Raw genomic sequence first — 24,886 nt, forward strand, 5'->3', positions numbered from 1 at the left:
CGACAGGCCGCCACGTCTTGTTCGTTCAGCCCCTTGGCGTTCCTCGTGCGCCGCGGGCTGCCCAGTAGCGGGCGAGGCGCGGGGATGAGGCCCCGTTGGTGGAGCGGGGCTTCGGCGGCGGGATCGGGTCCCCTCCCATCCCTTGGCCCGGTCCCGCTGCCACCAGACCCGAAACTCCAGCGCACATCGGAGGATCTGAATGCGCAGCACCGCTGTTCCGGCTCGCGAGGTGACGCGGTGAACGCCACCGACCAGGCCGCCGTCGACGCCTTCCCCGAACTCGCCCACCTCATCACCCTGCGCAACGGCGGGTGGCGGTTCCTCCCGCCCCTGACCCGGGATGGTCGGCCAGTGGAGGTCGACGGGTTCCGGGAGTGGCCGGGCGGGTGGCGCGACGTGATCGGGGTCCGCTCACCCACTGACGTCACCGGCCTGCGGATGACGGATGAGGACCCACCGGGGATCGTCTGGGAACACGACGGCCACCTGGGTGAAGTCGTGGCCACCCTGCTCACCCTGCCCCCGCCCGGGGATCGGTTGGCTCCCCGGCTGGTCGTGGCGACCGGCCCCACCCTGTGGTCACCGATTTCTCCAATCGGCCTGTGATCCGCGTGCGCGGAGAGAGAGGAGGCGCCTCACGACACTGCGTCTGGCCACCACCGCGAGACCGCGAGCCGCACAGCACACCATGTGGTGGCCATGGTCGTCGCATTCTCGCCCCACGAGAGGACGACGACTTCCTTCATACCGCGCTGTTACCCGCCGGGTCCGGGCCTGGCGGGTAACAGTGCGTTTCCCATTTTTGGCCATTCTTCACCACCCGGATGACGGATTGTTCGTTCCGGTGCGGCGCGACATTCTCATCTCACTTACCGAGTCCGGTAGAAAGCGTGACCATGACCGACAATCCTGCCCCCGTCCTCGGTGCCGCCAGCGAGAAGGGGCCGAAGCGCCCGCTCAACGCGGACGCCTACGCGCACCACGTTCACAACGGTCGACTCGCCGTCGCCGTCGTCGACGGAACCGGTTCCACACCGGAGGTCGCGGAGTTCGCCCAACTCGCGGCCCAGGTGGCCGTTCGGGTCGCCGCGCGCCGCACCCCAGTGCGGGGCGTGATGGCCGCCGCCGAGCTGTGTGAGGACCCGACGGTGGAGTACCCGGACCCGAGCGGAACCATCGTCGTCGCCACCATGCTCCCCAACGGCGAGTCCCTCGTCGCGTGGGCGGGAGACGCGGCCGCCTACGGCTACAACCCGGAGGCCCGGGAAGTCACGCGGCTGACGACGCCACATACGCAGGGGCAGATGCTTCGCGAGGAGGGGTTTTCCGACGAGGAGGCCCGGAAGTACGACAACGTCATCACCAACAGCCTGACTCGTGCCACGTATCACGGCGTGGAAAGCTTCGTGACCAATCGCCCCCTCCTCATTCTCGCGTCCGATGGACTTCACCGGGTCACCGACGACGAGTTGACCGCGATCGTGCGGGAGCACTCCGGTGACCTGGAAACCTGCGCGCAACAGCTCGTGAAGGCCGGGCGGGAGCACAGCAACGACGACATCACCGTACTGGTGGTGCCACACCCGAATCCCCACACCGAGGGGAGGTGACCAGATGATCCGCCACGGAAACGACGGCGACTACGAGGGCGACAACGAGAAGACGCAGCCGCTCAAGCCGATCAAGAAGTGATGGGTAGCGAGCAAGAGGCTTCGTTGCCTTCCGGTGCCGGGGCCTCTTACACCAGTCACGACGTGATCGGGGTCCGGTCACTCACCCACGACACCGGCTTGCGCATGACCGACGAGGACCCGCCGGGGATCGTCTGCCACGAGAGGGTGGCGGCTGTTCCTTCATACCGCGCTGTTACCCGCCGGGTCCGGGCCTGGCGGGTAACAGTGCGTTTCCCATTTTTGGCCATTCTTCACTACCCGGATGACGGATTGTTCGTCCCCGTGCGGCGCGACATTCTCATCTCACTCACCAAGTCCGGTAGAAAGCGTGACCATGGCTGACAATCCTGCCCCCGTCATTGGCGCTGCCAGCGAGAAGGGGCCGAAGCGCCCGCTCAACGCGGACGCCTACGCGCACCACGTCCACAACGGTCGACTCGCCGTCGCCGTCGTCGACGGAACCGGTTCCACGCCAGAGGTGGCGCGACTTGCGCGCATGGCCGCCGACTTCAGCGCGACCACTGCCGCGATGACCGCTCCTGCCCGCGCCATCATGGACGCATCCCGGCTGACGGGCGAGCCGCCCACCCTCGACCCCTCCACTCCCACCGGCAGCGTCGTTGTCGCCGCAGCATGGCCGGATATCTGGTACGTCGCATGGGCTGGCGACGCAGCGGCCTACGGATGGAACGACGATGAGGACGGCGTGTGGCGGCTGACCACCCCCCACACGCACGGGCAACTCCTGCGTGATCAGGGGGAGCCGGAGGAGACGGCACGCCGACACGACCACCAGCCCTACAACAGCCTCGCCGCAGCGCCGTTCGTGGGAGTGTCGGCAGTGTCGACTGAGGCGAAATGGATCGTCCTGGCGTCTGATGGTCTTCGGCTCGAAGAATCCGCCATCGAGGCGTTTCTCAAGGAGAACGTGGACAATGCGCGGCTTGCGGCCGAGCTCCTGGTGAAGGCGGGGCGCGAGAAAAGCAACGATGACACCACTGCTGTCGTGGTTCAGCATCCGACCGCGGGAAGGAGGTGACCATGTCCGGCAACAGCGACGACTTCAAGGGCGACAACAACCCCACGGAGCAGATCCCGAAGGTGCCCCCGCCCCCAGGCAAGAAGTGATGGGTAGGGAGCAGGAGGCCCCGGTGCCTTCCGGTGCCGGGGCCTCTTACGCCAGTCACGACCTGCCCGCGTGGCGGCACGCCGTCCATGTCGCCGCCATCGCAGGGCGTCGGTGCCCCGAGGGGCCGTCCGTCCCTCCTCCGTCCACAGAGAGGGATTCCACAGTGGACATTCCGCGAACTCTCCACAGTGGACGCACAGTAGACATGTCAGGAGGTGGCCCATGGGCGGGCGCAGGGTGTTGGCGCTGCCGATGCTCGAACCTCAGCCCCTGAGGATCGAGGTCCTGAAGGACCGGGAGGAGCGGTGACGGGTGCCGCAAGGGACCACGCCGCGACCGTGCGGGCGCGCTGGCTGGGCGCGGAACTGCGCCGGTTGCGCGAGGCGGCGGGGTACGGCTCGCAGGTGGAGGTCGCGAGCCTGGTGGGGATGTCACTGGCCAAGCTCAGCCGGCTGGAGGGCGGCAAACGCCGGATCAAGGTGGAGGACGCCGCCGCGTTGCTCGCGCTGTACCGGGTGACCGGCCCGGCAAGGGAGAACCTGCTGCGGCTGTGCCGGGAGGGGGCCGAACGGGGGTGGTGGCTCCGCGCGTCCGCCCACGAGGAGCGGGTGGCCGTCCACACCCGGTTCGAGAGCTGGGCGACCGCGATCACCGAATACCAGCCGCTGGCCATTCCGGTTCTCCTCCAGACACCGGAGTACCTGCGGGCGACCCTGGAGTCGAGTGGCCTCGCGCCGAGCGAGGTCGAACGCGGGATCAGGCTCGGAGTGGCGCGTCGCGGCAGCCTGAACCGCGATTTTCCACCTCGCTACACCGCGCTTGTCGGAGAAACCGCGTTGCGGTGCGCCGCCGCCGCGCGCGAGGTCGTGGCTGACCAGTTCCTCCACCTGACGCTCATGGCGCACCGCCCGTGCGTCACGCTCAGGGTCGTGCCCAACAGCGCGGCTCAGGCCGCCTGTGGAGGCGCTTTCGCGCTCATGGACTTCGCTGCCGCGCCGGCGCTGGTGGCGTTGGAGTCCGCCACGAGCTTCCTCTATCTGGAAGAGTCGCACGAGGTGCGGACCTATCGCGGTCTGGCGCGGTCCCTGCTCCGTCACGCGCTTTCCCACGACGATTCCGTTCGTTTCGTCGCTGAACTCGCCGACGGCGTGGACCACGTGAAGACGACCCCACGTGCATCGATCACCACCCCGTGAATCGATACGGACAAAGGGGGGTCCCTCGGCCGGGTGTGCCCGGTCGGGCGTGACCTGCGCCGCACCTGCGCCAGACCCTTCCGTCTGACCGGAGCAGCCTCGATACTCGCCGGTAACCCAGCGCCGGGGCGCTCGCCCTCCCCGGCTTGCGACATGACGAAAGGGGAGCGCGCAATGGCCCGGCTCGCCCAGACCGCCGGTCTCACCGACGTCCAGCAGGAGATCCTCTCGACGGTCCGCGACTTCGTCGAGAAGGAGGTCATCCCGCACGCCCAGGCGCTGGAGCACGACGACGCCTACCCCACCGACATCGTCGAGGGCATGAAGGAGATGGGGCTGTTCGGCCTCACCATCCCCGAGGAGTACGGCGGCCTCGGCGAGTCGCTGCTGACCTACGCCCTCGTGGTCGAGGAGATCGCGCGCGGCTGGATGAGCGTCTCCGGCGTGATCAACACGCACTTCATCACCGCGTACATGATCTCCAGGCACGGCACCGAGGAGCAGCGCCGCCACTTCCTCCCGCGCATGGCCACCGGCGAGGTGCGCGGCGCGTTCTCGATGTCCGAGCCCGACCTGGGCTCCGACGTCGCCGCCATCAAGACCCGGGCGCGCCGCGACGGCGACGGCTACGTCATCGACGGCCAGAAGATGTGGCTCACCAACGGCGGCACCTCGAACCTGGTCGCCCTGCTCGTGCGCACCGACGAGGGCGCGGAGAAGCCGCACGAGAACCTCACGACCTTCCTGGTGGAGAAGCCGGAGGGCTACGGCGAGGTCGCGCCGGGCCTCGTCGTCCCCGGCAAGATCGCCAAGATGGGTTACAAGGGCGTCGACACCACCGAGCTGGTGCTCGACGGCCACCGGGTCGCGGCGGACCAGATCCTCGGCGGCGTCCCCGGCCGGGGCTTCCGGCACATGATGGACGGCGTCGAGGTCGGCCGGGTCAACGTCGCCGCCCGCGCCTGCGGCATCGCCATCCGCGCCTTCGAGTTGGCCGTGGCCTACGCGCAGCAGCGGAAGACCTTCGGCAAGCCGATCGCCGAGCACCAGGCGGTGGCGTTCAAGTTGGCCGAGATGGCCACCAAGGTCGAGGCCGCCCACCTGATGATGGTGAACGCGGCGCGCCTGAAGGACTCGGGTCAGCGCAACGACGTCGAGGCCGGCATGGCCAAGCTCCTCGCGTCCGAGTACTGCGCCGAGGTCACGCAGGACGCGTTCCGCATCCACGGCGGCTACGGCTACTCCAAGGAGTACGAGATCGAGCGCCTCATGCGCGAGGCGCCCTTCCTGCTCATCGGCGAGGGCACCAGCGAGATCCAGAAGATGATCATCAGTCGGGGCCTGCTGCGCGAGTACCGGCAGCGCGGCTGACCCGCCTGGACCGGCGCGGGCGTGGGACCACCGCGCCCGCGCCGTCCCGTTCCCGGGCCCGGTCGCGGCCCCGGGGTCGGCCGCTCGCGCGACGCGCCGCCGCCACGCATGGAGGACACCCCGGAGGGGAAACCCTCCACCGCGGACGCGGCGAATCCGACACGCCGGGTCAATGCCGGCGCGTATTGAACCTGCCGCCGGGGGAGATCGTTGGCAGGATGGGGGCGGTTGTCGCGGAGGTGATGGAAGTGTCGAGCCCGTTCTCCGGCCCGGACCGCCCGTCGGGTGGTCCGCCGCGCCTGCCGACGCCGCCCTCGGGGTGGCCGATCGGCTCCTACTCCCGTTACGAGGAGGCGCAGCGGGCGGTCGACCACCTCGCCGACAACGACTTCCCCGTCGAGGACGTGACCATCGTCGGCGTCGACCTCATGCTCGTCGAGCGGGTCACCGGCCGGCTGACCTGGGGCCGCGTCCTCGGCACCGGCGCCGCCTCCGGCGCGTGGTTCGGCCTGTTCGTCGGCGTCCTGCTCAGCCTGTTCACCTCCGGCCCCGGCCCCGCCTTCGGGCCGATCCTGGTCGGCCTGGTGACCGGCGTCGTGTTCGGCATCGTCTTCGCCGCCGCCGGGTACGCATCCGCGAGGGGAGTGCGGGACTTCAGCTCGGCCAGCCAGCTCGTCGCCGGCCGCTATGACGTGCTCTGCCAGCCAAGGAACGCCGAGCGCGGCAGGGACATGCTCGCCAGGCTGGCCATGCGCCCGCCGAGCGAGGGCGGCACGACGGGCTGATCCGGCCTCCGGGACCCGGCCTCCGGGACCAGGCCTCCGGGACCCGGCCCCCGGGACCCGACCCCCGGAGCCCGGCCCCCGCACCCGGTCGCCGCACCGCGTGACCGCGCGGCGACCAGGCGTCACGTGATCGTTGTCCGAACCGGTTGCGGGAGCTGATCAAGCGGCCTAGGTTCGGGCCACCGGCGGGTGAGGTGTGCGCGGTCACACGTGGGCGCCCGCCACTGACCACGGCGCACGACGACGTGCCGGTCGCGACGAGGCGTCGTCCGGGCCGGCACCGTGCTGCCCGACGGCCTCCGCGACCGCTGGTGGAAGGAGGAGGCCATGGGGGGCCCCACGCGTGGGGGGCGGAGGGCGGCCGCGATGCTGGGGGTCGCCGCGCTCGTCGCGCCAGCCCTGGCGGCCTGCGGGGCCGCGACCGATGACGGGATCGTCATCAACCTGTACAACGCGCCGGAGCAGAACCTGGGCAAGGTCGTCGAGACCTGCAACCAGCGCGCGGCCGGGCGGTACCGGATCGTCCTCAACACCCTGCCCCGGGGCGCGGACGGCCAGCGGGAGCAGTTGGTGCGCCGGCTGGCCGCCCACGACTCCGACATGGACGTGCTCGGGCTCGACATCACGTGGACCCCCGAGTTCGCGGAGGCGGGCTGGATCAGGGAGTGGACCGGCCGGCACAAGGAGGAGGCGGAGCGGGACGTGCTGCCCGGCCCGCTGGCCTCCACGCGGTGGAAGGGCAGGTCCTACGCCGCCGCCAAGAACAGCAACGTGCAGCTCCTCTGGTACCGCTCCGACCTCGTCGACCAGCCGCCGGCCACCTGGCAGGACATGATCAGCACCGCGCAGCGGCTGCAACAGCAGGGCAAGCCGGGCACGGTCCTGCTGACCGGCGCGCAGTACGAGGGGCTCTTCGTCAACTACAACAACATCGTGGGCGCCCTCGACGGGCACATTCTCTCCGAGGACGGCAGCCGCGCGGTGATGGACGACGCGACCGTCAAGGCGCTGGAGGTGCTCAGGGACTTCGCGCGGTCCGGGGTCACCAGCCCGTCGCTGACCAACCAGCGCGAGGACGACGTCCGGCTGGCCTTCCAGAGCGGGAACGCGGCGTTCCAGATCAACTGGCCGTTCGTGCACCCCGCCACGAAGGCCGGCAACCCGCAGGTGTTCCAGAACATGAAGTGGGCACCACTGCCGGGAGTCGAGCCGGGGAAGCCGGGCAGGGCCACGATCGGCGGCGCGAACTACGGCGTCAGCGCGTACTCGCGGCACCCGGAGGAGGCGTTCGACGCGGTGCTGTGCCTGCGCGACGCGGAGAACCAGAAGTTCCAGGCGGTCAAGGACGGCCTGCCGCCGACCCTGGCCTCGGTCTACGACGAGCCGGAGATGGCGGAGGCCTACCCGATGCGCGACGTGATCCGGGAGCAGCTCCGCGACCCCGCGCTGCGCCCGATGACGCCGGCCTACCAGAACGTGTCCACGGTGATGTCCACCGTGCTCTCCCCGCCCTCGGCGATCGACCCGAAGGCCACCGCCGACCGGCTGCGTGAGGAACTCCAGGCGGCCATCGAGTCCAAGGGGGTGCTGCCGTGAGCGCCACCGCGACGCCCACCGCGCCGGACGAGTCCACGCGGCGCTCCGGCCGGCACCGCCTCAGCGAGGGGAAGCGGGCCGAGCGTCGGCTGGGCTGGTTGCTGTGCGCCCCCGCCGCGATCGTGATGCTCGCCGTCACGGGCTGGCCGATCATCTACTCGGTCTGGCTGTCGTTGCAGCGCTACGACCTCCGGTTCCCGCATGAGCGCGAGTTCGTCGGCCTCGCCAACTACGTCACCGTGCTGACCAGCTCCTACTGGTGGCAGGCGTTCGGCGTCACCCTGCTGATCACGGTGGTGTCGGTGGCCATCGAGCTGGTGCTCGGCATGGCGCTGGCGCTGGTGATGCACTGGGCGATCGTCGGCAGGGGCCTGGTCAGGACGGTCACGCTCGTGCCGTACGGCATCGTCACGGTCGTCGCCGCGTTCAGTTGGCGGTTCGCGTGGAGCCAGGACCTCGGCTACCTGGCCCGCCTGTTCTCCCCGGAGGGCGCGCCGCTGACCGAACGCGCCTCGGCGCTGGCGATCATCGTGCTGGCCGAGGTCTGGAAGACCACGCCGTTCATGGCGTTGCTGCTGATGGCCGGGCTCGCGCTCGTGCCGGGCGAGCTGCTGCGGGCCGCCGCGATGGACGGCGCGAGCGCGTGGCAGCGGTTCACCAAGGTGATCGTGCCGGTGATGAAGCCGGCGATCCTGGTCGCGTTGCTGTTCCGCACGCTCGACGCGTTCCGCGTCTTCGACAACATCTTCGTGCTCACGGCCGGCGCGCAGGGCACCTCGTCGGTGTCGATGCTGACCTACAACAACCTGATCAAGGGGCTGAACCTCGGCGTCGGCGCGACCATGTCGGTGCTGATCTTCATCGCCGTGGCCGTGATCGCGTTCGTGTTCGTCAAGGGGTTCGGCACGGCCGCGCCGGGCAGCGACAGGGACGGGAGGCGCTGATGGCCCTCACGGGTGGGGCGGACACGACCGCCCGCAAGGCGAAGTGGTGGTTCGTCAACGCCGTCGTCGTGGTCTACGCGCTGGTGCCGGTGCTGTGGATCGCCTCCCTGTCCTTCAAGACCAAGGAGACGATCAACGACGGCAACTTCGTGCCGCGCGAGTGGACGCTGGAGAACTACCGGGCGATCTTCGGGACCTCGGAGTTCGTCAGGGCGCTGGTGAACTCCATCGGGATCGCGCTGATCGCCACGGCGATCGCCGTGGTGCTGGGCACGATGGCCGCCTACGCGATCGCGCGGCTCGACTTCCCCGGCAAGCGCGCGCTGGTCGGCGTCTCGCTGCTCATCGCGATGTTCCCGCAGGTCTCGCTGGTGTCGCCGCTGTTCGAGATGGAGCGCGGGCTGGGGCTGTTCGACACCTGGCCCGGCCTGATCCTGCCGTACATCACCTTCGCGCTGCCGCTGGCGATCTACACGCTCTCGGCGTTCTTCCGGGAGATCCCGTGGGAGCTGGAGAAGGCGGCGAAGATGGACGGCGCCACCCCGGCGCAGGCGTTCCTGAAGGTGATCGCCCCGCTGGCCGCGCCCGGCGTGTTCACCACCGCGATCCTGGTGTTCATCTTCTGCTGGAACGACTTCCTGTTCGCGATCTCGCTGACCTCCACCGAGCGGTCGCGGACCGTGCCGGCGGCGTTGTCGTTCTTCACCGGCAGCTCGCAGTTCGAGGACCCCACCGGGACGATCTGCGCGGCGGCCGTGGTGATCACCGTGCCGATCATTCTGTTCGTGTTGTTCTTCCAGCGTCGCATCGTCGCGGGCCTGACGTCCGGCGCGGTCAAGGGATGAGGTGAGGACGGGGCATGGCCGACATCGTCCTGGACAAGGTGACCAAGCGGTACCCCGACGGCGCCGTGGCCGTCCGCGACGTGGACCTGGAGATCGCCGACGGCGAGTTCGTCATCCTGGTCGGGCCGTCGGGCTGCGGGAAGTCCACGACGCTGAACATGATCGCCGGACTGGAGGACATCACCTCGGGTGAGCTGCGCATCGGCGGCCAGCGGGTGAACGAGCGGGCGCCCAAGGACAGGGACATCGCCATGGTGTTCCAGTCCTACGCGCTCTACCCGCACCTGACCGTGCGGGAGAACATGGCCTTCCCGCTGCGGCTGGCCAAGGTGGACAAGGAGACGGTGCGCCGCAAGGTCGAGGAGGCGGCGCGCGTGCTCGACCTGACCCAGCACCTGGACCGCCGCCCGGCCAACCTGTCCGGCGGGCAGCGGCAGCGGGTGGCGATGGGCCGGGCGATCGTGCGCAACCCCAAGGCGTTCCTGATGGACGAGCCACTGTCCAATTTGGACGCCAAGCTGCGGGTGCAGATGCGCACCGAGGTGTCCCGGCTCCAGCGGAAGCTGGGCACCACGACCGTGTACGTGACGCACGACCAGACCGAGGCGATGACCCTGGGCGACCGGGTCGTGGTGATGCGGGCCGGCGTGGTGCAGCAGGTCGGCTCACCGCAGTTCCTCTACGACCACCCCGCCAACCTGTTCGTCGCCGGGTTCATCGGCTCCCCGGCGATGAACTTCCTGCCCGCCACGCTGGAGGAGGGCGTGCTGCGCAGCCCGCTCGGCGACATCACCGTGACCGACCGGGTCCGCCGGCTGCTGACCGACGCCGGCGCGCCGCGCGAGGTGATCATGGGTGTGCGGCCGGAGCACTTCGAGGACGCGGCGCTGGTCGACGAGCAGTCGCTGGCGCGCGGCGTGGTCTACCGGGGCCAGGTGGACGTGCTGGAGTCGATGGGCTCGGACAAGTACGCCTACTTCTCGGTGGAGGGGGAGCGGGCGCGCTCGGCCGAGCTGGAGGAGCTGGCGGCCGACGCGGGCGTCGCCGACCTGTCCTCCTCCGGGGTCGGCACCGTGGTGACCCGCCTGTCGGCCGCCTCGGCGGCCAGGGAGGGCGAGCGGGTCGAGGTGTTCTTCGACCCGGACAAGGTGCAGTTGTTCGACCCGAACAGCGGGCGCAACCTCACCTACGCCGGCGACTGACCGGCCCCCGGGAGCAGACGGCCCCACGCGCGTCCGACGTCGCGCGTGGGGCCGACCCGTCTCCCGCTCCCTCCCGCTCCGCGCTCCCGGTGGAGGACCACGCCGAGCACAACCCGACTGGGTGATCTTGGTCGGGCCCGGCCGGCGGCGTCGCGGTTGCCGCGCGGGGCGGCCAGACGCGGCGTGCGCTGGCGGAACGGCGGCGCGGCCGGGTGGGCGGGGAGCGCGCGGAACCGGACCGGCGGGGTTGCCCGGGGTGCGATCATCGGCGGGACCCGACAGAGGCGGCCGTCAGGGGGTAGTCGTCGTGCCCAGCGGTACGGTCCCGGTTCCCGTCACACCCGATCCGGTCTCCGAGTCGCGCGCGGAGCCCGAGATCGTCGTCAAGACGCCGTTGGGCAACGGCGTGTCCGGCGGTGAGAAGCAGCCCCGCGCGCGGGGGCGCAGCCGCAGCACCACCGACTGGCGGCTCGCCGTGGAGGACCGGCTGCGGGTCCTCGCGGCCGAGCACACCAAGCAGGGCGGCAGCGACCTCGCGGTCTCCGGCGCGCTGGACGTCGTGCGCCGCACCCTCGACCAGGCGGCCAGCACCCGGGGCCGGCGTCGCCTCGGCGCGTGGTGGTCGGGATGGCACATCGAGCGGTGCTGGCGGGCCCTGCACGACGCCGAGGCGCGCCTGCTGGCCGCCAGCCCCGACCTGGCCGGCCGGCTGGTCGACCTGCGGCAGCGGGTCGCCAAGCACCTGCCCGCCGACGACATGCGCCGGCGCGCCCTCGACGAGCTGAACCTGGCCGAGGCCCCGGTGGTCGCCGTCCGCCCGGTGGTGGAGGCGGCGCTGCGGGCCACCTTCGACGCCTCCGACGACGCGCACAACGCGGTCCGCGCGCTGCGCAACAAGCTCATGCTGGCCGGGCTCGCGCTGGGCGTGCTGAACGTCCTCGTGGGGGTGCTCGGCACGCTCTGGCCCGGCCTGCTGCCGCTGTGCGTGCCCTCGGGCGAGTTGATCTGCCCCGGTCGCGTCGGCGCGCCCGGCGCCGTGGACGTGTGGCTGGTCCAGTTGCTCGGCGTGCTCGGTGCCGCGGTCGCCGTCGTGGTGATGCTGGCCAGACAGCGGCCGACCCTGACCACCTACCGGCTGTCCGGGTACCAGGCGCTGATCAAGATCCTGCTCGGGGCGACCCTGGCGTTGCTCGGCCTGCTGGCGCTGGGCGCCGAGGTGGTCGGCGACGCGGTGAGCCCGCACTCGCGGCCGGCGCTGCTGCTGTGGGCGGTGGTGCTGGGCTACGGCCAGCAGGTGAGCACCCGGCTGCTGGACGCGCACGCGCAGCGGATCATGGACAGTGCCAAGCCGCTGCCACCCGAGCCGACGGCGTCCACCCGGCACTGAAGCCAGGGACACCGAACGCCAGTGGGACCGGACACCGTGGGGACCGAACGTCGTGGGGACCGACGCCAGTGTCACCGGATGTCCTGACAGCGCCGACCAGATACAGCCGACCAGACACAGCCGATCAGTCACAGCGCGGGCCAGGGACGGCGCGGGCCAGTGCCACCGCGCCGGAGGGCGTTCGTCTGTCCGTGGTCAGCCCTCACGGGCCGCTGGGGCGTCGCCGGGTGTGCACGCGGAGCGCGTCGATGACCTCCTCGTCCCAGCGGTGCGTGCGGATGAGCCGGTAACGCTCACCGATGACCCACAGGTACGCCTCGGCCTCGGTGCGCTGCCCGACGAGGTCGGCCTGCTCCAGCATCCGCACCACCGGCAGGTACTCCTCGGCGTACCAGCGGCGGGCCACCGTCGCGCGGTCCAGCAGGACGCCCTCGTCCTGCATCAGCCGGAACCCCCACGCCTCCACGGCCTCGCCCAGTTCGGCGTAGTCCCACGGGTCGGTGACCACGACCGCCGCGCGGGCCTCGCCGGGCAGGGGCACCCGCTCCAGGAAGATCCGCCGGTAGTCCTTGACGATCAGATCGCCCCTGAAGCGGATGCCGTGCGGGTCGATCCGGGTCAACACCTCGGTCACGTAGGCGTCGATCGTGCGCAGCCCCAACGCGTGCGCCACCGAGACCCGGTGGTGGCCGTCCTGCACGAAGTGCAGCTCGCCGACGCGGTACACGTCGATCGGCGGGACGGACTCGCCCCGCCGCGTGGCCAGGGCCAGCCGCTGCCACCGCTCCCGCACCCGCGCGGAGGTGGGCCGGAACCGCCGGTCGAAGTCGCGCGTGCGGTCCACGCTGCCGACGATCGTGTCCAGCCGGATCACCTGGAGCCCGAGCCGCCGCTCGCCCGCGCGGCCCAGCGCGCCGACCACCTCGTCGAACGGCAGCATGATGTTGACGTCGTCCGGCTCCCTGCGCAGCCAGGCCGCGAGCCGGGACAACACCTGGCGCCGTCGGGCCCGCAGGAAGTCGCTCTCCGCGTCCGCCACGGGGAACCCCGTGTCACGGCGCATCCCTCACCTCCTCCGCCGGGGCGATCTCCAGGACTCGGTGGCCGACGACGTTGAGCACCAGCGTGCCCCGCGCCGCGCGGTCGGGCGCGGGGTGCCCGTGCGGGTGGACGTGGCCGTGCACGAGCACCCGGGGGCGCAGCCGGCGCACCGCCTCGTGCAGGCACTCGAAGCCGCGGTGCGGCGCGTCCTCGCCGTCGCCGCAGCCCCGGGGCGGGGAGTGGGTGAGCAACACGTCGACGTCCCTGCCGTCCCGCATCCGCCGCCACGCGGCCAGGCCGACCAGCCGGCGCACCCGTCGGGCCTGCTGCCGCTCGGTCCACTGGTTGGGGCCGCCGCCGTAGCGGAGGGACCCGCCGAGCCCGGCGATCCGCAGCCCGGCGACGTCGACCACGCGGCCGTCGGCGTTGACCGCGCCCGCCGGCCCCGGCCAGCGCGCCGGCATCCCGGCCCTGGTCCACAACCCGCGCGCCTCGCGGTAACCGGACAGGTCGGGGTCGTGGTTGCCCGGCACGAACACGCACGGCCGGTCCACGGTGGTGGCCAGGTACTCCAGGTACTCGAACGGCAGGTCGCCGGCGGCCAGCACCAGGTCGACGCCGAGCCGCCGGACCCGCTCGGTCCAGAGACCCTCGACGACCTCGTCGGCCACCGCCAGCACCCTGGGCACACCGCCGAGGGTACGGGCGGGCGGGGCCGCCCGGCCGTCGCGCTGACCACGTTTGCCGCATTGACCCGGGGCCGCACCGGTGGTCATGTTCTTGGAGGGCCGCCGGTTCCCGCCCGCGCGCCCCGCCGCCGCGCCAAGCAGCACGAACGACGAGGGAGTTGTCGATGCGGCGCACAACGCGACGCGTGGCCGTCCTGGCCGCGGCGGTGGTGTTGTCCGGCCTGGCGGCCGGCCTGACGGCGGTGGGGGAGCCCGCCGCCGGTCCTCCTGACCCGCACGCCCCGGTGGGCGGCGAGGTGCCGGGGGTGGAGGGAGCGCCGGCGGAACGCGCGGCGGGGACGGCGGCGGCGCGGTTCCGGGAGTCACGCCGCTCCGGCGGGCCGCGCGGCGAGGCGGCCGGAGCGGCCCAGATCCACCACTTCTGGGGCGTCATGCCGCCCGACACCGGAGCCGGCGACGGCATGATGGCCACCCACTCCGTCCACCCGGACCTGCGCATCCCCAACAACGAGGACTTCGTCTACGCGCCCACGTCCAAGCCAGGCAACGACTCCTGCGTGGAGGTCGTGACGTCGTACTCGAAGTACTACGGCCCCCAGATCTGGGCGTGGGACTGGTGCCGGACCGGGAACCTGGCCAAACAGGTGCCGGTCGACGACAGGTTCCTCGACACCTACACGACGACGGTGAACGGGCACCGGGCCTACACGGTCCAGAACATCCGGACGAACGCGGCGAACAACACGTGGACCGCGTACCTCTACAACCACGCGACGCGGAAATGGGACGTCCTGTTCACCAGCTCCGGGCGCGACCGGAGCGACACGACGTACGGGTGGGACGTCTTCGAGATCTATTCGGCCGTCGACCCGTCGACCGGGCGCGGCTACTACTGCGCCGCCTCGGTCGGCAAACCCTTCGAGAGCAACGACATCAAGCTCAGGAAGGGCGGGAGCTGGGTCGCGGCCAGCCCGGTGGAGTCCCCGTTCGTGCCGGAGAAGCCCGACCCGGCCGACTACCAGTGCCCGTCGCTGCGCTTCCACGTGCGTCACGCCAACGACCACTGGGTCGTCCAGCACTAGCAAGGGACTGGGTCGTCCAGCACTAGCAAGGGGAGGCGAACACCGACACCGACACGGACACCGGCACGGACACCGGCACGGACACCGACACGGACCGCGGGCCGGCGGTCGGCGCCGTCGGGTGCGAGGGCACGAGCCCGACGGCGCCGGTTCCGGCCCCCGCGCCTCTTCCGGGAGCCACGAAGGAGAGTGGCCCACGGGAAGTGGGCACGCTCGTGTGACCTGTGGTGTTCCTGGAAGAAAGAGAAGACGCCGTCCGTGGTCGGTGGCGAGGGTCACCGGTGTCAGCGCGTAGTTCCGTCGCTCAGGGGGTGTCCGGACTCGTCCGTTCGGAGTTAGCGTCGGGACGTGCTCACCGCGCTCAGCGAGCTTCCGGCGCTGTTCCGCAGCCAGGCCAGAACCTGCCTTCCCGGGAGCCCGCTCACCCACGCGTTGTTGTCCGCCGCCGCCGACGACCTGGACGCCGGCGGGGTCACCGCGGAGGTGATGGCGGGCGCGGAGCGGGACCGCGGTGGCACCGTCCCCGGCCTGCGTTTCGCCGGCGCCGTGCACCGCCTGGTGCTGGAGGGGCGGGCGCCGGAACTGGCGCGGCACTACCCGAACGTCGGCGGCCGGCCCCGCCTCGACGAGCTGTGGGGCGACGTCGAGCCGGTCCTGCGCGAGCACGTCGACGAACTGCGCCGGCGGGTGCGGGCGACCGTGGTGCAGACCAACGAGCCGGGTCGCATGGCTCCGATGCTCGGCGGCCTGCTCGTCGCCGCCGAACGGGCCGCGCGCGAGGTCGGCAGGGACGAGCCGTTCCCGGTCCGCCTGCTGGAGATCGGCGCGAGCGGCGGGCTGAACCTGCGCCCCGACCGGGTCGCCGTGCCCCTGGCGAACGGGGACGTGCTCGGCGACCCGGACAGCCCGCTGCGGTTGGACCCGTGCTGGACCGGGCTGCCGCCCGCCGACCTGTCCCGACCGGCGCGCGTGGTCGAGCGGGCCGGCTGCGACACCCACCCGGTGGACGTGACGACCGAGGACGGCCGGTTGCACCTGTCGAGCTTCGTGTGGCCGGACCAGCTCGACCGCTGGGCCCGGTTGCGGGAGGCCATCCGCCTGGCCGTCGCCGAGCCGGTCGCGGTGGAGCCGATGACCGGACCCGACTGGCTGGGCCGGCGGCTCGCGCAGCGCCGCCCCGGGGTCCTCACCGTGGTGTGGCACTCCGTGGTCTGGCAGTACGTCCGGCCCGGCGACCGGGCGCGGGGCCGCTCGGCGCTGGCCGAGGCCGCCGCCCACGCCACGCCGGACGCGCCGTTGGCGCTGCTGGTCTACGAGCCGCGCCGCGTGCCGGCCAGCGAGGGCGGGCCGTACCGGTTCGACCTGTTGTTGCGGTTGTGGCCGGCCGGGCTGTCGCTGCACCTGGGGAGCGGTGGGGGACACGGCATCCCGTTCACCTGGAACGAGCGGACCTGGGACTGACCGAGCGAGCGGACCCGGGCTGACCGGCCGGGCCGAGGCGCTCGCCGGTTCTTCACACGCGGGCCACGCCACCGGGCCTACCCTGGTCCCGAATCGTGCCGCACGCGGACTCGGGAGGTGATCGCGATGAGTCTCGCCGATCCCCCCAGTTCTCCGCGCTGACCCGGACCCAGACCCAGATCCGGACTCGGACTCGGACCCTGGCCGACGCCGACCCGACGCGCGGCCCTCGTGTCGCGTCGCGGTCGTTCTCCGCGACGCGGGCATTGTCACGGTGAAAGCGCCGGCAACGGCCGCTCGCGACGACCGGACTTCCCGTCAGGGGAGCACGCGGTCGCGTTTGGCCTTCCTTTCCGTGGTGAATCCGGAGTCAGGCACGTCAAAACGCGGGTGACAGCGTTCCGCACCGCGGGTTTCCCTGTTGCCCGCACTGTCCACAGTGGGTGTTCTCGGCGTCGTGGAACACCCCCGGCGCCTCCGGCGCCGCTGGGTGAGCGCATTCCGTCAGGGAAGTGGAGTCTGGTTCCACGCGCTCCCGCCGTGTAGGCCAGGAACCAACCCGCGCGGCCCAGACTGAACGGACATTTCGGTCGCCACGGCGAGCGGTCGTCCACGACGCGACCGGCCATGGGGCGGCTCCCGTGCGGAGCCGTCTTCCGACGCGTGAACGGAGGGGTGAGATGGGGACACTCGCGTGGTGGGAGGTGCCGGCCCGGTTGGGGCTCGCGTTGGCGCTCGGCGCGGGAATCGGGTTGGAACGGCAGTGGCGGTCGCGGATGGCCGGCCTGCGCACCAACGCCCTGGTCTCCACGGGCGCGGCGTTGTTCGTGTTGTTCAGCGCGCTCACCCCCGGGGACAACAGCCCGACCAGGATCGCGTCCTACGTGGTGTCCGGCGTCGGCTTCCTCGGAGCCGGTGTGATCATCCGGGACCGGGGGAACCTGCGGGGCATCAACACCGCGGCGACGGTGTGGGGCACGGCGGGGGTCGGCGTGATGGCCGGCGGCGGGCACTACCCGGTGGCCGCGCTGGGGGCCGTCACGATCGTGCTCGCCAACGTGGTGCTGCGGCCGGTGGCGCAGCGGGTGGACCGCCGCGAGGTCCAGCGGGACGCCCGGCCGAGGAGCTTCCGGCTCCGCGCGGTCTGCCGGGACGCGGAGGAGGCGCACATCCGCGCCCTGGTGGTGCAGTCGGTGGCCGCCGGCGGGTTCGCCCTGTGCGCCCTCGACAGCGAGGACATCGGCGGCACGGGTCGGGTGGCGGTCACCGCCCGGCTCGTGGGGCAGGACTCGGGCCAGCTCGAACAGGCGGTGAGCCGGTTGTCGCTGGAGCCGGGCATCAGCTCGGTGAGCTGGCGCGTCGGCGACGACGAGGAGGAGCCGTGACCGGTTTCCCGGCGGGGGAGGGCGGCGCGTCCTCGGCGACGCCGGGGGCGGCGATGGCGCGCCGGACGGCGGCCGTCGCCGCGGCCCGCTCCGCCCTGTCCCACACCCGCCCGCTGAGCAGCACCCGGTAGACCAGCGGCCCGAGCACGAGGTCCCTGATCACCGTGACGTCGAGGTCGTCGCGGACCCGTCCGGTCCGCACCCCTCGGGCGATCACCTCGCCGAGCACGCCGAGGCGGGGCGACAGGTAGCGCTCCTCCAGCCGGCTCGCCAGCTCGGGCCGGTCGACGGCGGCACCGAGCACCGCGAGCACGACCGGCCCGACGCCCGCCGCGACCAGCCGTTCCAGCACCTCCGAGGCGAGCAGCTCCAGGTCGCGGAGGGCGTCGCCGGTGTCGGGGTCGGCCAGGACGGGCACCGCGCGGCTCAGGACGTCCACCACCAGGTCGTCCTTGGTGGGCCAGCGCCGGTAGACGGTCGGCCGGCCCACCCCGGCCCTGGCCGCCACCGCCTCGATGGTCAGCCCGTGGTAGCCGACGCGGGCGAGCAGGTCCAGGGTCGCCTGTTCCACGGCCCAGTCCACCGCCGCGCTGCGCGGTCGTCCCCGCCTGCCGGTCATGCGGGGTAGGGTACGCCCACAATTACATTCCAGAATGTAACGTTAGGCGAGGTGGGCATGTCCGACTCGACCGTGCCGAAGGCGGCCACCTGGGGACTGTTCGCCGCGTGGGCGGCCCACGACGCCGAGGAGCTGCTGACGATGGCGGAGTGGTCCCGCCGCCACCTGCCGGAGCTGCGGCGGCGCCACCCGTGGGTGCCAGGGCGCGTGTGGTCGGCGCTGGAGATGAGCCGGGCTCAGGCCGCCGTGGCGATCGGACTGATGGGCGTGGTGTTCGCGAGCGCCGCCGCGGCCGGGGCGAGGACCGGTGGGCGGTCCGGGTGGTACCAGACGGTGCTCGCGGCCTTCGGGTGGCACGCGCTCACCCACGTCGCGCAGGCCGCGGCGCTACGCCGGTACACGCCGGGCGTGCTCACCGCGCCGACCGTGGTCGCGCCGTTCTCGTGGTGGGCGTGGCGGACGCTCCGCCGCGCCGGGGTCGTGCGCGAGGGTGGGCGCGGCGCCGCGGTGGGCATGGCGTTGTTCCCGCTCGTGGCGGGCGCGGTCCACGCCGTGGCGCGCGCGGCGACCCGACGGGGCGGTCCCGGCGGGAGGTGACGGATGACCGTCCTCTTCGGACTGTCCCGGCGCGGCCGGGACAGTCCGAACAGGACGTGCGGCGGTCAGGGCTGGGAGTGGATCAGGTAGATGACCATGGACACCCATCCGATGATCGCGGTCATGATCCAGAAACGCAGGTTGGTGAGCAGGCGAGCCACGTCGGACGACCTCCCGTCGTGCTGGGCGTGAGTGCGGGGTGGTGAAGGCGACGGCCGGGCTGAGCGGGGCTACAACCACTTGTTCCGTCGGAAAATCCGGTAGAGCGTTACGCACGCGATGACGATGATGATCACGACGGCCGGATAGCCGTACTTCATCTTCGTCTCCGGCATGTACTCGAAGTTCATGCCGTAGATGCCGGCGATCATCGTGGGCACCGAGATGATGGCGGCCCACGCGGTGATCTTGCGCATGTCGGTGTTCGCGCGGAGGTTGATCTTCGCGGCCGCGGCGTCCAGCAACGCGTCCAGCAACTCGTTGAACCCGTTCACCTTCTCGGCGACGGTCGTGAGGTGGTCCTCGACGTTGCGGAAGTACGACCGCACCTCGGCGGGCACCAGCGGGGTGTAGCCCTCGGCGAGCCGGCGCAGCGGCTGCGCCAGCGGCTGCACGGCGCGCCGGAACTCCAGCACCTCGCGCTTGAGCATGTAGAGCTGGTCCATCGACATGTGGCTGCGCTGGGCGAACACGTCGGTCTCGGCCCGCTCCACGTCGTCGTCCACCTGGTGGGTGACCTCCAGGTAGGTGTCGACGACCTGGTCGGCGATGGCGTGCAGCACCGCGGCCGGGCCGAGGGCGAGCTGCTCGGGGTCCTCCTCGAGCTGCTGGCGCAGCCGGCGCAGGCCGGAGTGCCGGCCGTGCCGCACGGTCACCACGAAGTCCTTGCCGACGAACACCATGATCTCGCCGGTCTCGACCAGCTCGCTGGCGGTCGTGGGGTCCTCGTGGCCGGCGTAGCTGACCGTCTTGAGCACCATGAACAGAACGTCGTCGTAGCGCTCCAGCTTGGGCCGCTGGTGCGCGTGCACCGCGTCCTCGACGGCCAGCTCGTGCAGGCCGAAGGTGTCGGCGACGCCCTTGATCTGCTCCTCGTCCGGTTCGTGCAGCCCGATCCAGACGAAGCCCTCACCCTTCTCCCTGACCGTGCGCACGGCCTCCGTGTGGGTGAACCGCCCCGGGAGTCGGCGCCCGTCCACGTAGACCCCGCAGTCGACCACGTAGGCCGACAGCGGGACCCGGATCGGGGGGATGGGGCGTCCATTGTTGCGTGGGGTGCGACCACGCAGACCGAGGTTGGACAGCGACGGCATCACGGCCTCCAAGCGCTCACGTCGGGGCGAACGACGCGCCGGAGCCGACTGCCCCAGCGCTGGCGGAGGCGTCCCGGCCGGGATCGACGGGGCCTAGCTGGCGAGCCAGGTCCCTCCGGCGAGGACGCGGGTGGTACTGCACGGAAGCGCGGTATCAGCACTACTCATCGCGTTCCTCACCTCCTCTTGCCGGACCCCTGAAGGGGTGGAGTCGCTCACAGACCAGTTGTCGAGGGTACTCCCGTCGGGTTCAGACTGTCGTCCCCGGTCGACGGGGTGCCCATCACATTCGCGGGAGGCAGCGGTGCAGTTCGGGCGTTACTTCGAGGAGTTCGAGGTCGGGGCGGTCTACAAGCACTGGCCGGGCAAGACGGTCACCGAGTACGACGACCACCTGTTCTGCCTGCTCACGATGAACCACCACCCGCTCCACATGGACGCCAACTACGCCGAGAAGACCACGGACTTCGGCAGGAACGTCGTGGTGGGCAACTACGTCTACTCGCTGCTCCTCGGGATGTCCGTGCCCGACGTCTCCGGCAAGGCCATCGCCAACCTGGAGGTCGAGTCGCTCCGGCACGTCGCGCCGACCTTCCACGGCGACACCATCTACGGCGAGACCGAGGTCCTGGACAAGACGCCGTCAAAGTCCAAGGACGACCGCGGCGTGGTCTACGTGGAGACCCGTGGGTACAAGCAGGACGGCACGGTCGTGTGCGTGTTCCGGCGCAAGGTGATGGTCCCGCGCCGCAGCTACGGCGAGAGCCGCGGCGGGGAGCAGCCGGGGCGCCCCGAGCCCAAGTCCTGATCGAACGAGGTGTTGTCGGAGAACCGGGGTGAGGGCGTCGCGCACCCCGGTTCTCGTCTGTGGTTCTCGTCTGTCCGGTTCTCTCGTCTGCCCGGCGCACGGGGCCGCCGCGTCGGTCCTGCCTCCCGCCCCGGCGCTCGCGCACGAGACCTTCACCAGTTGTCCCCCTTCTGGTCGTTTCTCTGAAGCCCTCCAGTCACCTGATTCCGAAACGGGTCCGACGAACGGGAACCAGGGCCGTGACTGTCCACTGTGGTGGGTCGTGGCAGGGGAGGTTCGCCGCCTGGCGGAGCTTTCGGCGGTGCTGTCCACGAATCTTGTCGCCCGCTGTGCTTGTTCACCGTTCCGGTGAAGGGATTTCTGACCCGTCAGAGGGGCGAAGGGCGGGCGTCGTCGCGGGGCGCATCCACGGGCGCGGCGATGCCGGGAGTGACGGTGGAGGGCCGGCCCCGTGTCGCGCGGGTCACCGACGGGAGGGGCGGGGGAGCTGGCCCCACTCGCGCAGGGCGGCGGCGAGACCCTCCGTAAGCATCCCGGACCGATCGAGTGCGTCGAAGATCACATCGTCCACCCACCGGACGGCGAGCGCGTCATCACCCGCGCGGAGGGTCCCGCCGCTCACCTCGGCGGCGTAGTCGACGATCAGGTACGTGCCGGTCGGAGCGGGCCGGCGCACGACGCCGACGGAGGGCCCGACCCGCACGGACAGCCCGGTCTCCTCCTCGACCTCCCTGGCCACCGCCGCCGCGTCCGACTCGCCGGGCTCGACCCGGCCGCCCGGCACCGACCACCGGCCCCGACCAGGGTCGTTGCCGCGCTGTACGAGCAGTAACCGCCCATCGGCGTCATGGACGATCGCGCCGACGCACCGTATGATCCAATGCTCACTCCCCGTCATGACCACGGAGCGTAATTCGGGTGACGGGGCCGGGCCACGCGCTGACCCAAGTGCGGTACAACCCTGCCGTCCGGCGGTCGAGTGCGGTACAACGGATCACGCAGGTGCCCAGTCGTGGGCGCAGGTAAGGGACGGGGTGGGTCATCGTGAACCTGAAGAAGATCCTCACGTGGGCCGGGATCGCCCTTCTGCTCTTCTTCCTGATCACCCAGCCGACGCAGTCCGCGGACCTGGTCAACGGCATCCTCCGGACGCTCAAGGAGGCGGCGGAGGCGTTGATCACGTTCGTGCGGTCGCTGTTCTGAGCCGCGGGCGAAGGGCATAGCCGTGTTCGCGCCCCGGGATCCGGACGAGTACCTGCTCGACACCGAGCGGCGGGTGATCCGGGTGCGGCGCCACTGGGCGTGCCTGCTGTGGGACATCTTCGAGGCGGTGGCCCTGCTGGCCGGCGCCGTGATGATCTCCTACCTGCTGCCCCAGGGGGCCTGGATCCTCCAGAACCTGATCTGGTACGCCGCGCTGTTCGTGGTGCTGCGGTTCGCGTACTTCGTGATCGAGTGGTGGGTGGAGCGCATCGTCGTCACCGACAAGCGCTTCATGATCACCTCAGGGGTGTTCACCACGAAGGTCGCGATGATGCCGGTCACCAAGGTCACCGACCTCACCTACGAACGCAGCTTCATCGGCCGGATGTGCGGGTTCGGCACGCTGGTCGTGGAGTCGGCGGGACAGATCCAGGCGCTGAACCGCATCGAGTACCTGCCGAACCCGGAGGAGGTCTACGACGCGATCTCCGAGCTGGTGTTCGGCGACAAGAAGAAGCAGGCCGAGCGGTTCACCATGACCAAGGCGAAACGGGCGATGCCCGGCAAGGTCACCATGTGAGCGGCGTGTCGAGGACCCCGGCGGCGTGGCCGCCGGGGTCCTCGCGCGTCTCGACCCGCCCCGGACGACCGGGGCGCGGGCGGCCGGCGCGTCACCGAGGCGGCCCGGCCGGATGACCGGAGATCCCTCACACTGGTGGGCGTGCGCATCGACCTGCACGTCCACTCCACCGCGTCCGACGGCACCGACACGCCGGACGCGCTCGTGGCCGCCGCCGCGGCGGCCGGGCTCGACGTCGTCGCGTTGACCGACCACGACACCACCGCCGGCTGGGACCTCGCGTCGGCCGCGCTGCCCCCCGGGCTGCGCCTGGTCCCCGGCGCGGAGCTGTCCTGCGTCTCACCCGACGGACGGGGCGGGCAGGCCACCGTGCACCTGCTGGCCTACCTGTTCGACCCCGACTCGCCGGCCGTCGTGGCCGAGCAGACCCGGTTGCGGTTGGAGCGGAGGGAGCGGCTGCGGCGGATGGCGGAGCGGATGGCCGCGGACGGGTTCCCGGTCGACGCGGACGAGCTGATGGCCGCGCTGCCGACCGGGGCGACCGCGGGCCGGCCGCACCTGGCGCGGGCGCTGGTCGCCGCCGGGGTCGTGTCCAGCGTGGACGAGGCGTTCGCCCGGTACCTGGGCACCGGAGGCCCGTACTACCTCGGCCGCACCGACACCCCGGTCCACACGGCGATCGACATGATCGCCGAGGCCGGCGGGGTGACCGTGCTGGCCCACCCGTTCGCCAGGACGCGGGGGCCGGTGGTGACGCCCGAGGTGGTGGTGGAGCTGGCCGGCAGGGGACTGGCCGGGCTGGAGGTCGACCACCCCGACCAGGACGCCCCCACCAGGGCCGAACTGCGGGCGCTGGCGACCGACCTGGACCTGATCATCACCGGATCCAGTGACTACCACGGCACGAACAAGACCGTGCGGCTCGGTCAGGAGACCACCGCGCCGGAGGCGTTCGAGCGGCTGCTGGACCGGGCGGGGGCTGACCGTGTCGTGACGGGGTGAGCCATGTTCGACGTCCCGCTCTTCGTCGAGGCCGCGATCACGCTGTTCGTGATCATGGACCCTCCGGGGACCATTCCGATCTTCCTCGGGCTGGTGGGCAGACGGAGCGCGGAGTCGCGCCGCAGGGCGGCCCGACAGGCGGTGCTGGTCTCACTGGGCGTCATCGCGTTGTTCGCCCTCACCGGCGAGGCCATCCTGCGGTACCTCGGCATCGGCATCCCCGCCCTCCAGGGCGCGGGGGGCCTGCTGCTGCTCCTGGTCGCGCTGGACCTGCTCACCGGGAGGGAGAGCACCCGGCCGGAGGAGGTCGAGGACGTCAACGTGGCGTTGGTGCCGCTGGGCACGCCGTTGCTGGCCGGGCCCGGCGCCATCGCCGCGACCATCGTCTTCGTGCGGCAGACCGACCACCGGCTCGGCGCGTACCTGGCGCTGGCCGCCGCCATCGTGGTCGTGCACCTGGCGCTGTGGCTGTTCCTCCGCTACTCCGGCCTGGTGATCCGCGTGTTGCGGCAGAGCGGCATCCTGCTGCTCGCCAAGATCGCCGGCCTGCTGGTCGCGGCGATCGCGGTCCAGCTCGTCGCCAACGCCGTGCGCGGCTTCCTGACCGCCGCCTAGCCCAACGCCTCCTCGACCTCCTCGGGCGTGCGGGCCAGCACCGCGCGGCCGTCGTCGGTGAGCACGATCGGGCGTTGGATCAGCACCGGGTGGGCGACGAGCGCCGCGATCCACCGCTCCCGGTCGTGCTCCCACGTCGCCATGCCCAGCTCCCTGGCGACGGGCTCGTTCATCCGGGTGATCTCCCAGGGCTGCTTCCCGAGCCGGTCCAGCACCGCGTCCAGCTCGACGGCGGGCGGCGGCTGGTCGAGGTAACTGCGCTCGGTGTACTCGCGGCCGGCACCGTCGAGGGCCTGCTTGGCGGCGCGGGACTTCGAGCAGCGCGGGTTGTGCCAGATCTCCACGCCGCCGATTGTGCCCGCA

The 24,886-nt window shown here is 71.5% G+C and carries 26 protein-coding genes; 20 read left to right on the forward strand and 6 right to left on the reverse strand.

Annotated features, from left to right (window positions below):
• Positions 1–237 precede the first annotated feature (237 nt).
• The 11 genes from LX15_RS16350 (at position 238) to LX15_RS16400 (ending at position 12,128) form a co-directional block, all read left to right on the forward strand.
• The gene (locus LX15_RS16350) at positions 238–606 is read left to right on the forward strand and encodes a hypothetical protein (protein ID WP_253670458.1); all 369 of its coding nucleotides are present in this window, start codon (positions 238–240) and stop codon (positions 604–606) included.
• A gap of 290 nt (positions 607–896) precedes the next feature.
• The gene (locus LX15_RS16355; RefSeq protein WP_253670544.1) at positions 897–1,610 is read left to right on the forward strand and encodes a PP2C family protein-serine/threonine phosphatase; all 714 of its coding nucleotides are present in this window, start codon (positions 897–899) and stop codon (positions 1,608–1,610) included.
• A 391-nt stretch (positions 1,611–2,001) separates the two neighbouring features.
• On the forward strand, positions 2,002–2,712 hold the full coding sequence (locus LX15_RS16360) for a PP2C family protein-serine/threonine phosphatase (RefSeq protein ID WP_253670459.1): 711 nt from the start codon (positions 2,002–2,004) through the stop codon (positions 2,710–2,712).
• Positions 2,713–3,107: 395 nt separating this feature from the next.
• On the forward strand, positions 3,108–3,998 hold the full coding sequence (locus LX15_RS16365; RefSeq protein ID WP_253670460.1) for a helix-turn-helix domain-containing protein: 891 nt from the start codon (positions 3,108–3,110) through the stop codon (positions 3,996–3,998).
• A 174-nt stretch (positions 3,999–4,172) separates the two neighbouring features.
• Positions 4,173–5,369 carry an acyl-CoA dehydrogenase family protein gene (locus LX15_RS16370; RefSeq protein WP_253670461.1) on the forward strand — a complete coding sequence of 399 codons (1,197 nt, stop codon included), beginning with the start codon at positions 4,173–4,175 and terminating at the stop codon, positions 5,367–5,369.
• A gap of 242 nt (positions 5,370–5,611) precedes the next feature.
• Complete coding sequence (locus LX15_RS16375; RefSeq protein WP_253670545.1) at positions 5,612–6,154, forward strand: general stress protein; 543 nt, start codon at positions 5,612–5,614, stop codon at positions 6,152–6,154.
• A gap of 327 nt (positions 6,155–6,481) precedes the next feature.
• Positions 6,482–7,750 carry an ABC transporter substrate-binding protein gene (locus LX15_RS16380; RefSeq protein WP_253670462.1) on the forward strand — a complete coding sequence of 423 codons (1,269 nt, stop codon included), beginning with the start codon at positions 6,482–6,484 and terminating at the stop codon, positions 7,748–7,750.
• Entirely contained in the window at positions 7,747–8,694 is a 948-nt protein-coding gene (locus LX15_RS16385) for a carbohydrate ABC transporter permease (protein ID WP_372502738.1), read from the forward strand. Before LX15_RS16380 ends, LX15_RS16385 begins: the two co-directional genes overlap by 4 nt.
• The gene (locus tag LX15_RS16390; protein WP_253670463.1) at positions 8,694–9,539 is read left to right on the forward strand and encodes a carbohydrate ABC transporter permease; all 846 of its coding nucleotides are present in this window, start codon (positions 8,694–8,696) and stop codon (positions 9,537–9,539) included. The genes LX15_RS16385 and LX15_RS16390 overlap by 1 nt, the downstream gene beginning before the upstream one ends.
• Positions 9,540–9,553: 14 nt before the next feature.
• Positions 9,554–10,741 carry an ABC transporter ATP-binding protein gene (locus LX15_RS16395; protein ID WP_253670464.1) on the forward strand — a complete coding sequence of 396 codons (1,188 nt, stop codon included), beginning with the start codon at positions 9,554–9,556 and terminating at the stop codon, positions 10,739–10,741.
• Between the two features lie 307 nt (positions 10,742–11,048).
• A complete protein-coding gene (locus LX15_RS16400; protein WP_253670465.1) occupies positions 11,049–12,128 on the forward strand; it encodes a hypothetical protein in 1,080 nt (359 codons plus the stop codon).
• Positions 12,129–12,330: 202 nt separating this feature from the next.
• Here LX15_RS16400 and LX15_RS16405 read toward each other — a convergent pair whose 3' ends face one another.
• Entirely contained in the window at positions 12,331–13,191 is an 861-nt protein-coding gene (locus tag LX15_RS16405) for a chromosome partitioning protein ParB (protein ID WP_253670466.1), read from the reverse strand.
• Positions 13,181–13,858 carry a metallophosphoesterase family protein gene (locus LX15_RS16410; protein WP_253670467.1) on the reverse strand — a complete coding sequence of 226 codons (678 nt, stop codon included), beginning with the start codon at positions 13,856–13,858 and terminating at the stop codon, positions 13,181–13,183. Before LX15_RS16410 ends, LX15_RS16405 begins: the two co-directional genes overlap by 11 nt.
• Positions 13,859–14,022: 164 nt before the next feature.
• Here LX15_RS16410 and LX15_RS16415 point away from each other — a divergent pair, with 164 nt between their 5' ends.
• The 3 genes from LX15_RS16415 to LX15_RS16425 all read left to right on the forward strand — a co-directional run bounded on the left by LX15_RS16415 (position 14,023) and on the right by LX15_RS16425 (position 17,786).
• A complete protein-coding gene (locus tag LX15_RS16415; protein WP_253670468.1) occupies positions 14,023–14,940 on the forward strand; it encodes a carbohydrate-binding protein in 918 nt (305 codons plus the stop codon).
• A 348-nt stretch (positions 14,941–15,288) separates the two neighbouring features.
• Positions 15,289–16,401 carry a DUF2332 domain-containing protein gene (locus tag LX15_RS16420; protein ID WP_253670469.1) on the forward strand — a complete coding sequence of 371 codons (1,113 nt, stop codon included), beginning with the start codon at positions 15,289–15,291 and terminating at the stop codon, positions 16,399–16,401.
• 680 nt (positions 16,402–17,081) lie between these two features.
• Complete coding sequence (locus LX15_RS16425; protein WP_253670470.1) at positions 17,082–17,786, forward strand: MgtC/SapB family protein; 705 nt, start codon at positions 17,082–17,084, stop codon at positions 17,784–17,786.
• Here LX15_RS16425 and LX15_RS16430 read toward each other — a convergent pair.
• Positions 17,740–18,405: a TetR/AcrR family transcriptional regulator gene (locus tag LX15_RS16430; protein WP_253670471.1), complete on the reverse strand. Its 666-nt coding sequence runs from the start codon at positions 18,403–18,405 to the stop codon at positions 17,740–17,742. The genes LX15_RS16425 and LX15_RS16430 overlap by 47 nt on opposite strands.
• Before the next feature lie 57 nt (positions 18,406–18,462).
• On the opposite strand from LX15_RS16430, the gene LX15_RS16435 reads away from it, so the two are divergent.
• On the forward strand, positions 18,463–19,002 hold the full coding sequence (locus LX15_RS16435) for an HXXEE domain-containing protein (protein ID WP_253670472.1): 540 nt from the start codon (positions 18,463–18,465) through the stop codon (positions 19,000–19,002).
• 230 nt (positions 19,003–19,232) lie between these two features.
• Here the strand turns inward: LX15_RS16435 and corA are convergent, their stop codons facing one another.
• Positions 19,233–20,315: a magnesium/cobalt transporter CorA gene (corA, locus tag LX15_RS16440; protein WP_253670473.1), complete on the reverse strand. Its 1,083-nt coding sequence runs from the start codon at positions 20,313–20,315 to the stop codon at positions 19,233–19,235.
• A gap of 304 nt (positions 20,316–20,619) precedes the next feature.
• On the opposite strand from corA, the gene LX15_RS16445 reads away from it, so the two are divergent.
• On the forward strand, positions 20,620–21,123 hold the full coding sequence (locus tag LX15_RS16445; RefSeq protein WP_253670474.1) for a MaoC family dehydratase: 504 nt from the start codon (positions 20,620–20,622) through the stop codon (positions 21,121–21,123).
• A gap of 463 nt (positions 21,124–21,586) precedes the next feature.
• Here LX15_RS16445 and LX15_RS16450 read toward each other — a convergent pair whose 3' ends face one another.
• Entirely contained in the window at positions 21,587–22,021 is a 435-nt protein-coding gene (locus LX15_RS16450) for an NUDIX hydrolase (protein WP_253670475.1), read from the reverse strand.
• Between the two features lie 146 nt (positions 22,022–22,167).
• Here LX15_RS16450 and LX15_RS16455 point away from each other — a divergent pair, with 146 nt between their 5' ends.
• The 4 genes from LX15_RS16455 (at position 22,168) to LX15_RS16470 (ending at position 24,523) form a co-directional block, all read left to right on the forward strand.
• Positions 22,168–22,326: a hypothetical protein gene (locus tag LX15_RS16455; protein WP_253670476.1), complete on the forward strand. Its 159-nt coding sequence runs from the start codon at positions 22,168–22,170 to the stop codon at positions 22,324–22,326.
• A gap of 22 nt (positions 22,327–22,348) precedes the next feature.
• On the forward strand, positions 22,349–22,906 hold the full coding sequence (locus tag LX15_RS16460; protein ID WP_253670477.1) for a PH domain-containing protein: 558 nt from the start codon (positions 22,349–22,351) through the stop codon (positions 22,904–22,906).
• Positions 22,907–23,038: 132 nt separating this feature from the next.
• A complete protein-coding gene (locus LX15_RS16465; RefSeq protein WP_253670547.1) occupies positions 23,039–23,908 on the forward strand; it encodes a PHP domain-containing protein in 870 nt (289 codons plus the stop codon).
• A gap of 3 nt (positions 23,909–23,911) precedes the next feature.
• Complete coding sequence (locus LX15_RS16470; protein ID WP_253670478.1) at positions 23,912–24,523, forward strand: MarC family protein; 612 nt, start codon at positions 23,912–23,914, stop codon at positions 24,521–24,523.
• Here the strand turns inward: LX15_RS16470 and LX15_RS16475 are convergent.
• Entirely contained in the window at positions 24,520–24,867 is a 348-nt protein-coding gene (locus LX15_RS16475) for an arsenate reductase family protein (protein WP_253670479.1), read from the reverse strand. The two genes, LX15_RS16470 and LX15_RS16475, sit on opposite strands and share 4 nt — an antisense overlap.
• Positions 24,868–24,886 lie beyond the last annotated feature (19 nt).

The organism is Streptoalloteichus tenebrarius (genome assembly GCF_024171885.1).
GTDB lineage: Bacteria > Actinomycetota > Actinomycetes > Mycobacteriales > Pseudonocardiaceae > Streptoalloteichus > Streptoalloteichus tenebrarius.

What these genes read in the sequence shown, in the direction of transcription:
- LX15_RS16470 (WP_253670478.1), top strand. Translation starts at nt 23,912, where the DNA reads ATGTTCGACGTCCCGCTCTTCGTCGAGGCCGCGATCACGCTGTTCGTG.
- LX15_RS16415 (WP_253670468.1), top strand. Translation starts at nt 14,023, where the DNA reads ATGCGGCGCACAACGCGACGCGTGGCCGTCCTGGCCGCGGCGGTGGTG.
- corA (WP_253670473.1), bottom strand. Translation starts at nt 20,315, where the DNA reads ATGCCGTCGCTGTCCAACCTCGGTCTGCGTGGTCGCACCCCACGCAAC.
- LX15_RS16375 (WP_253670545.1), top strand. Translation starts at nt 5,612, where the DNA reads ATGGAAGTGTCGAGCCCGTTCTCCGGCCCGGACCGCCCGTCGGGTGGT.
- LX15_RS16390 (WP_253670463.1), top strand. Translation starts at nt 8,694, where the DNA reads ATGGCCCTCACGGGTGGGGCGGACACGACCGCCCGCAAGGCGAAGTGG.
- LX15_RS16425 (WP_253670470.1), top strand. Translation starts at nt 17,082, where the DNA reads ATGGGGACACTCGCGTGGTGGGAGGTGCCGGCCCGGTTGGGGCTCGCG.
- LX15_RS16355 (WP_253670544.1), top strand. Translation starts at nt 897, where the DNA reads ATGACCGACAATCCTGCCCCCGTCCTCGGTGCCGCCAGCGAGAAGGGG.
- LX15_RS16430 (WP_253670471.1), bottom strand. Translation starts at nt 18,405, where the DNA reads ATGACCGGCAGGCGGGGACGACCGCGCAGCGCGGCGGTGGACTGGGCC.
- LX15_RS16450 (WP_253670475.1), bottom strand. Translation starts at nt 22,021, where the DNA reads ATGACGGGGAGTGAGCATTGGATCATACGGTGCGTCGGCGCGATCGTC.
- LX15_RS16405 (WP_253670466.1), bottom strand. Translation starts at nt 13,191, where the DNA reads ATGCGCCGTGACACGGGGTTCCCCGTGGCGGACGCGGAGAGCGACTTC.
- LX15_RS16395 (WP_253670464.1), top strand. Translation starts at nt 9,554, where the DNA reads ATGGCCGACATCGTCCTGGACAAGGTGACCAAGCGGTACCCCGACGGC.
- LX15_RS16370 (WP_253670461.1), top strand. Translation starts at nt 4,173, where the DNA reads ATGGCCCGGCTCGCCCAGACCGCCGGTCTCACCGACGTCCAGCAGGAG.
- LX15_RS16435 (WP_253670472.1), top strand. Translation starts at nt 18,463, where the DNA reads ATGTCCGACTCGACCGTGCCGAAGGCGGCCACCTGGGGACTGTTCGCC.
- LX15_RS16380 (WP_253670462.1), top strand. Translation starts at nt 6,482, where the DNA reads ATGGGGGGCCCCACGCGTGGGGGGCGGAGGGCGGCCGCGATGCTGGGG.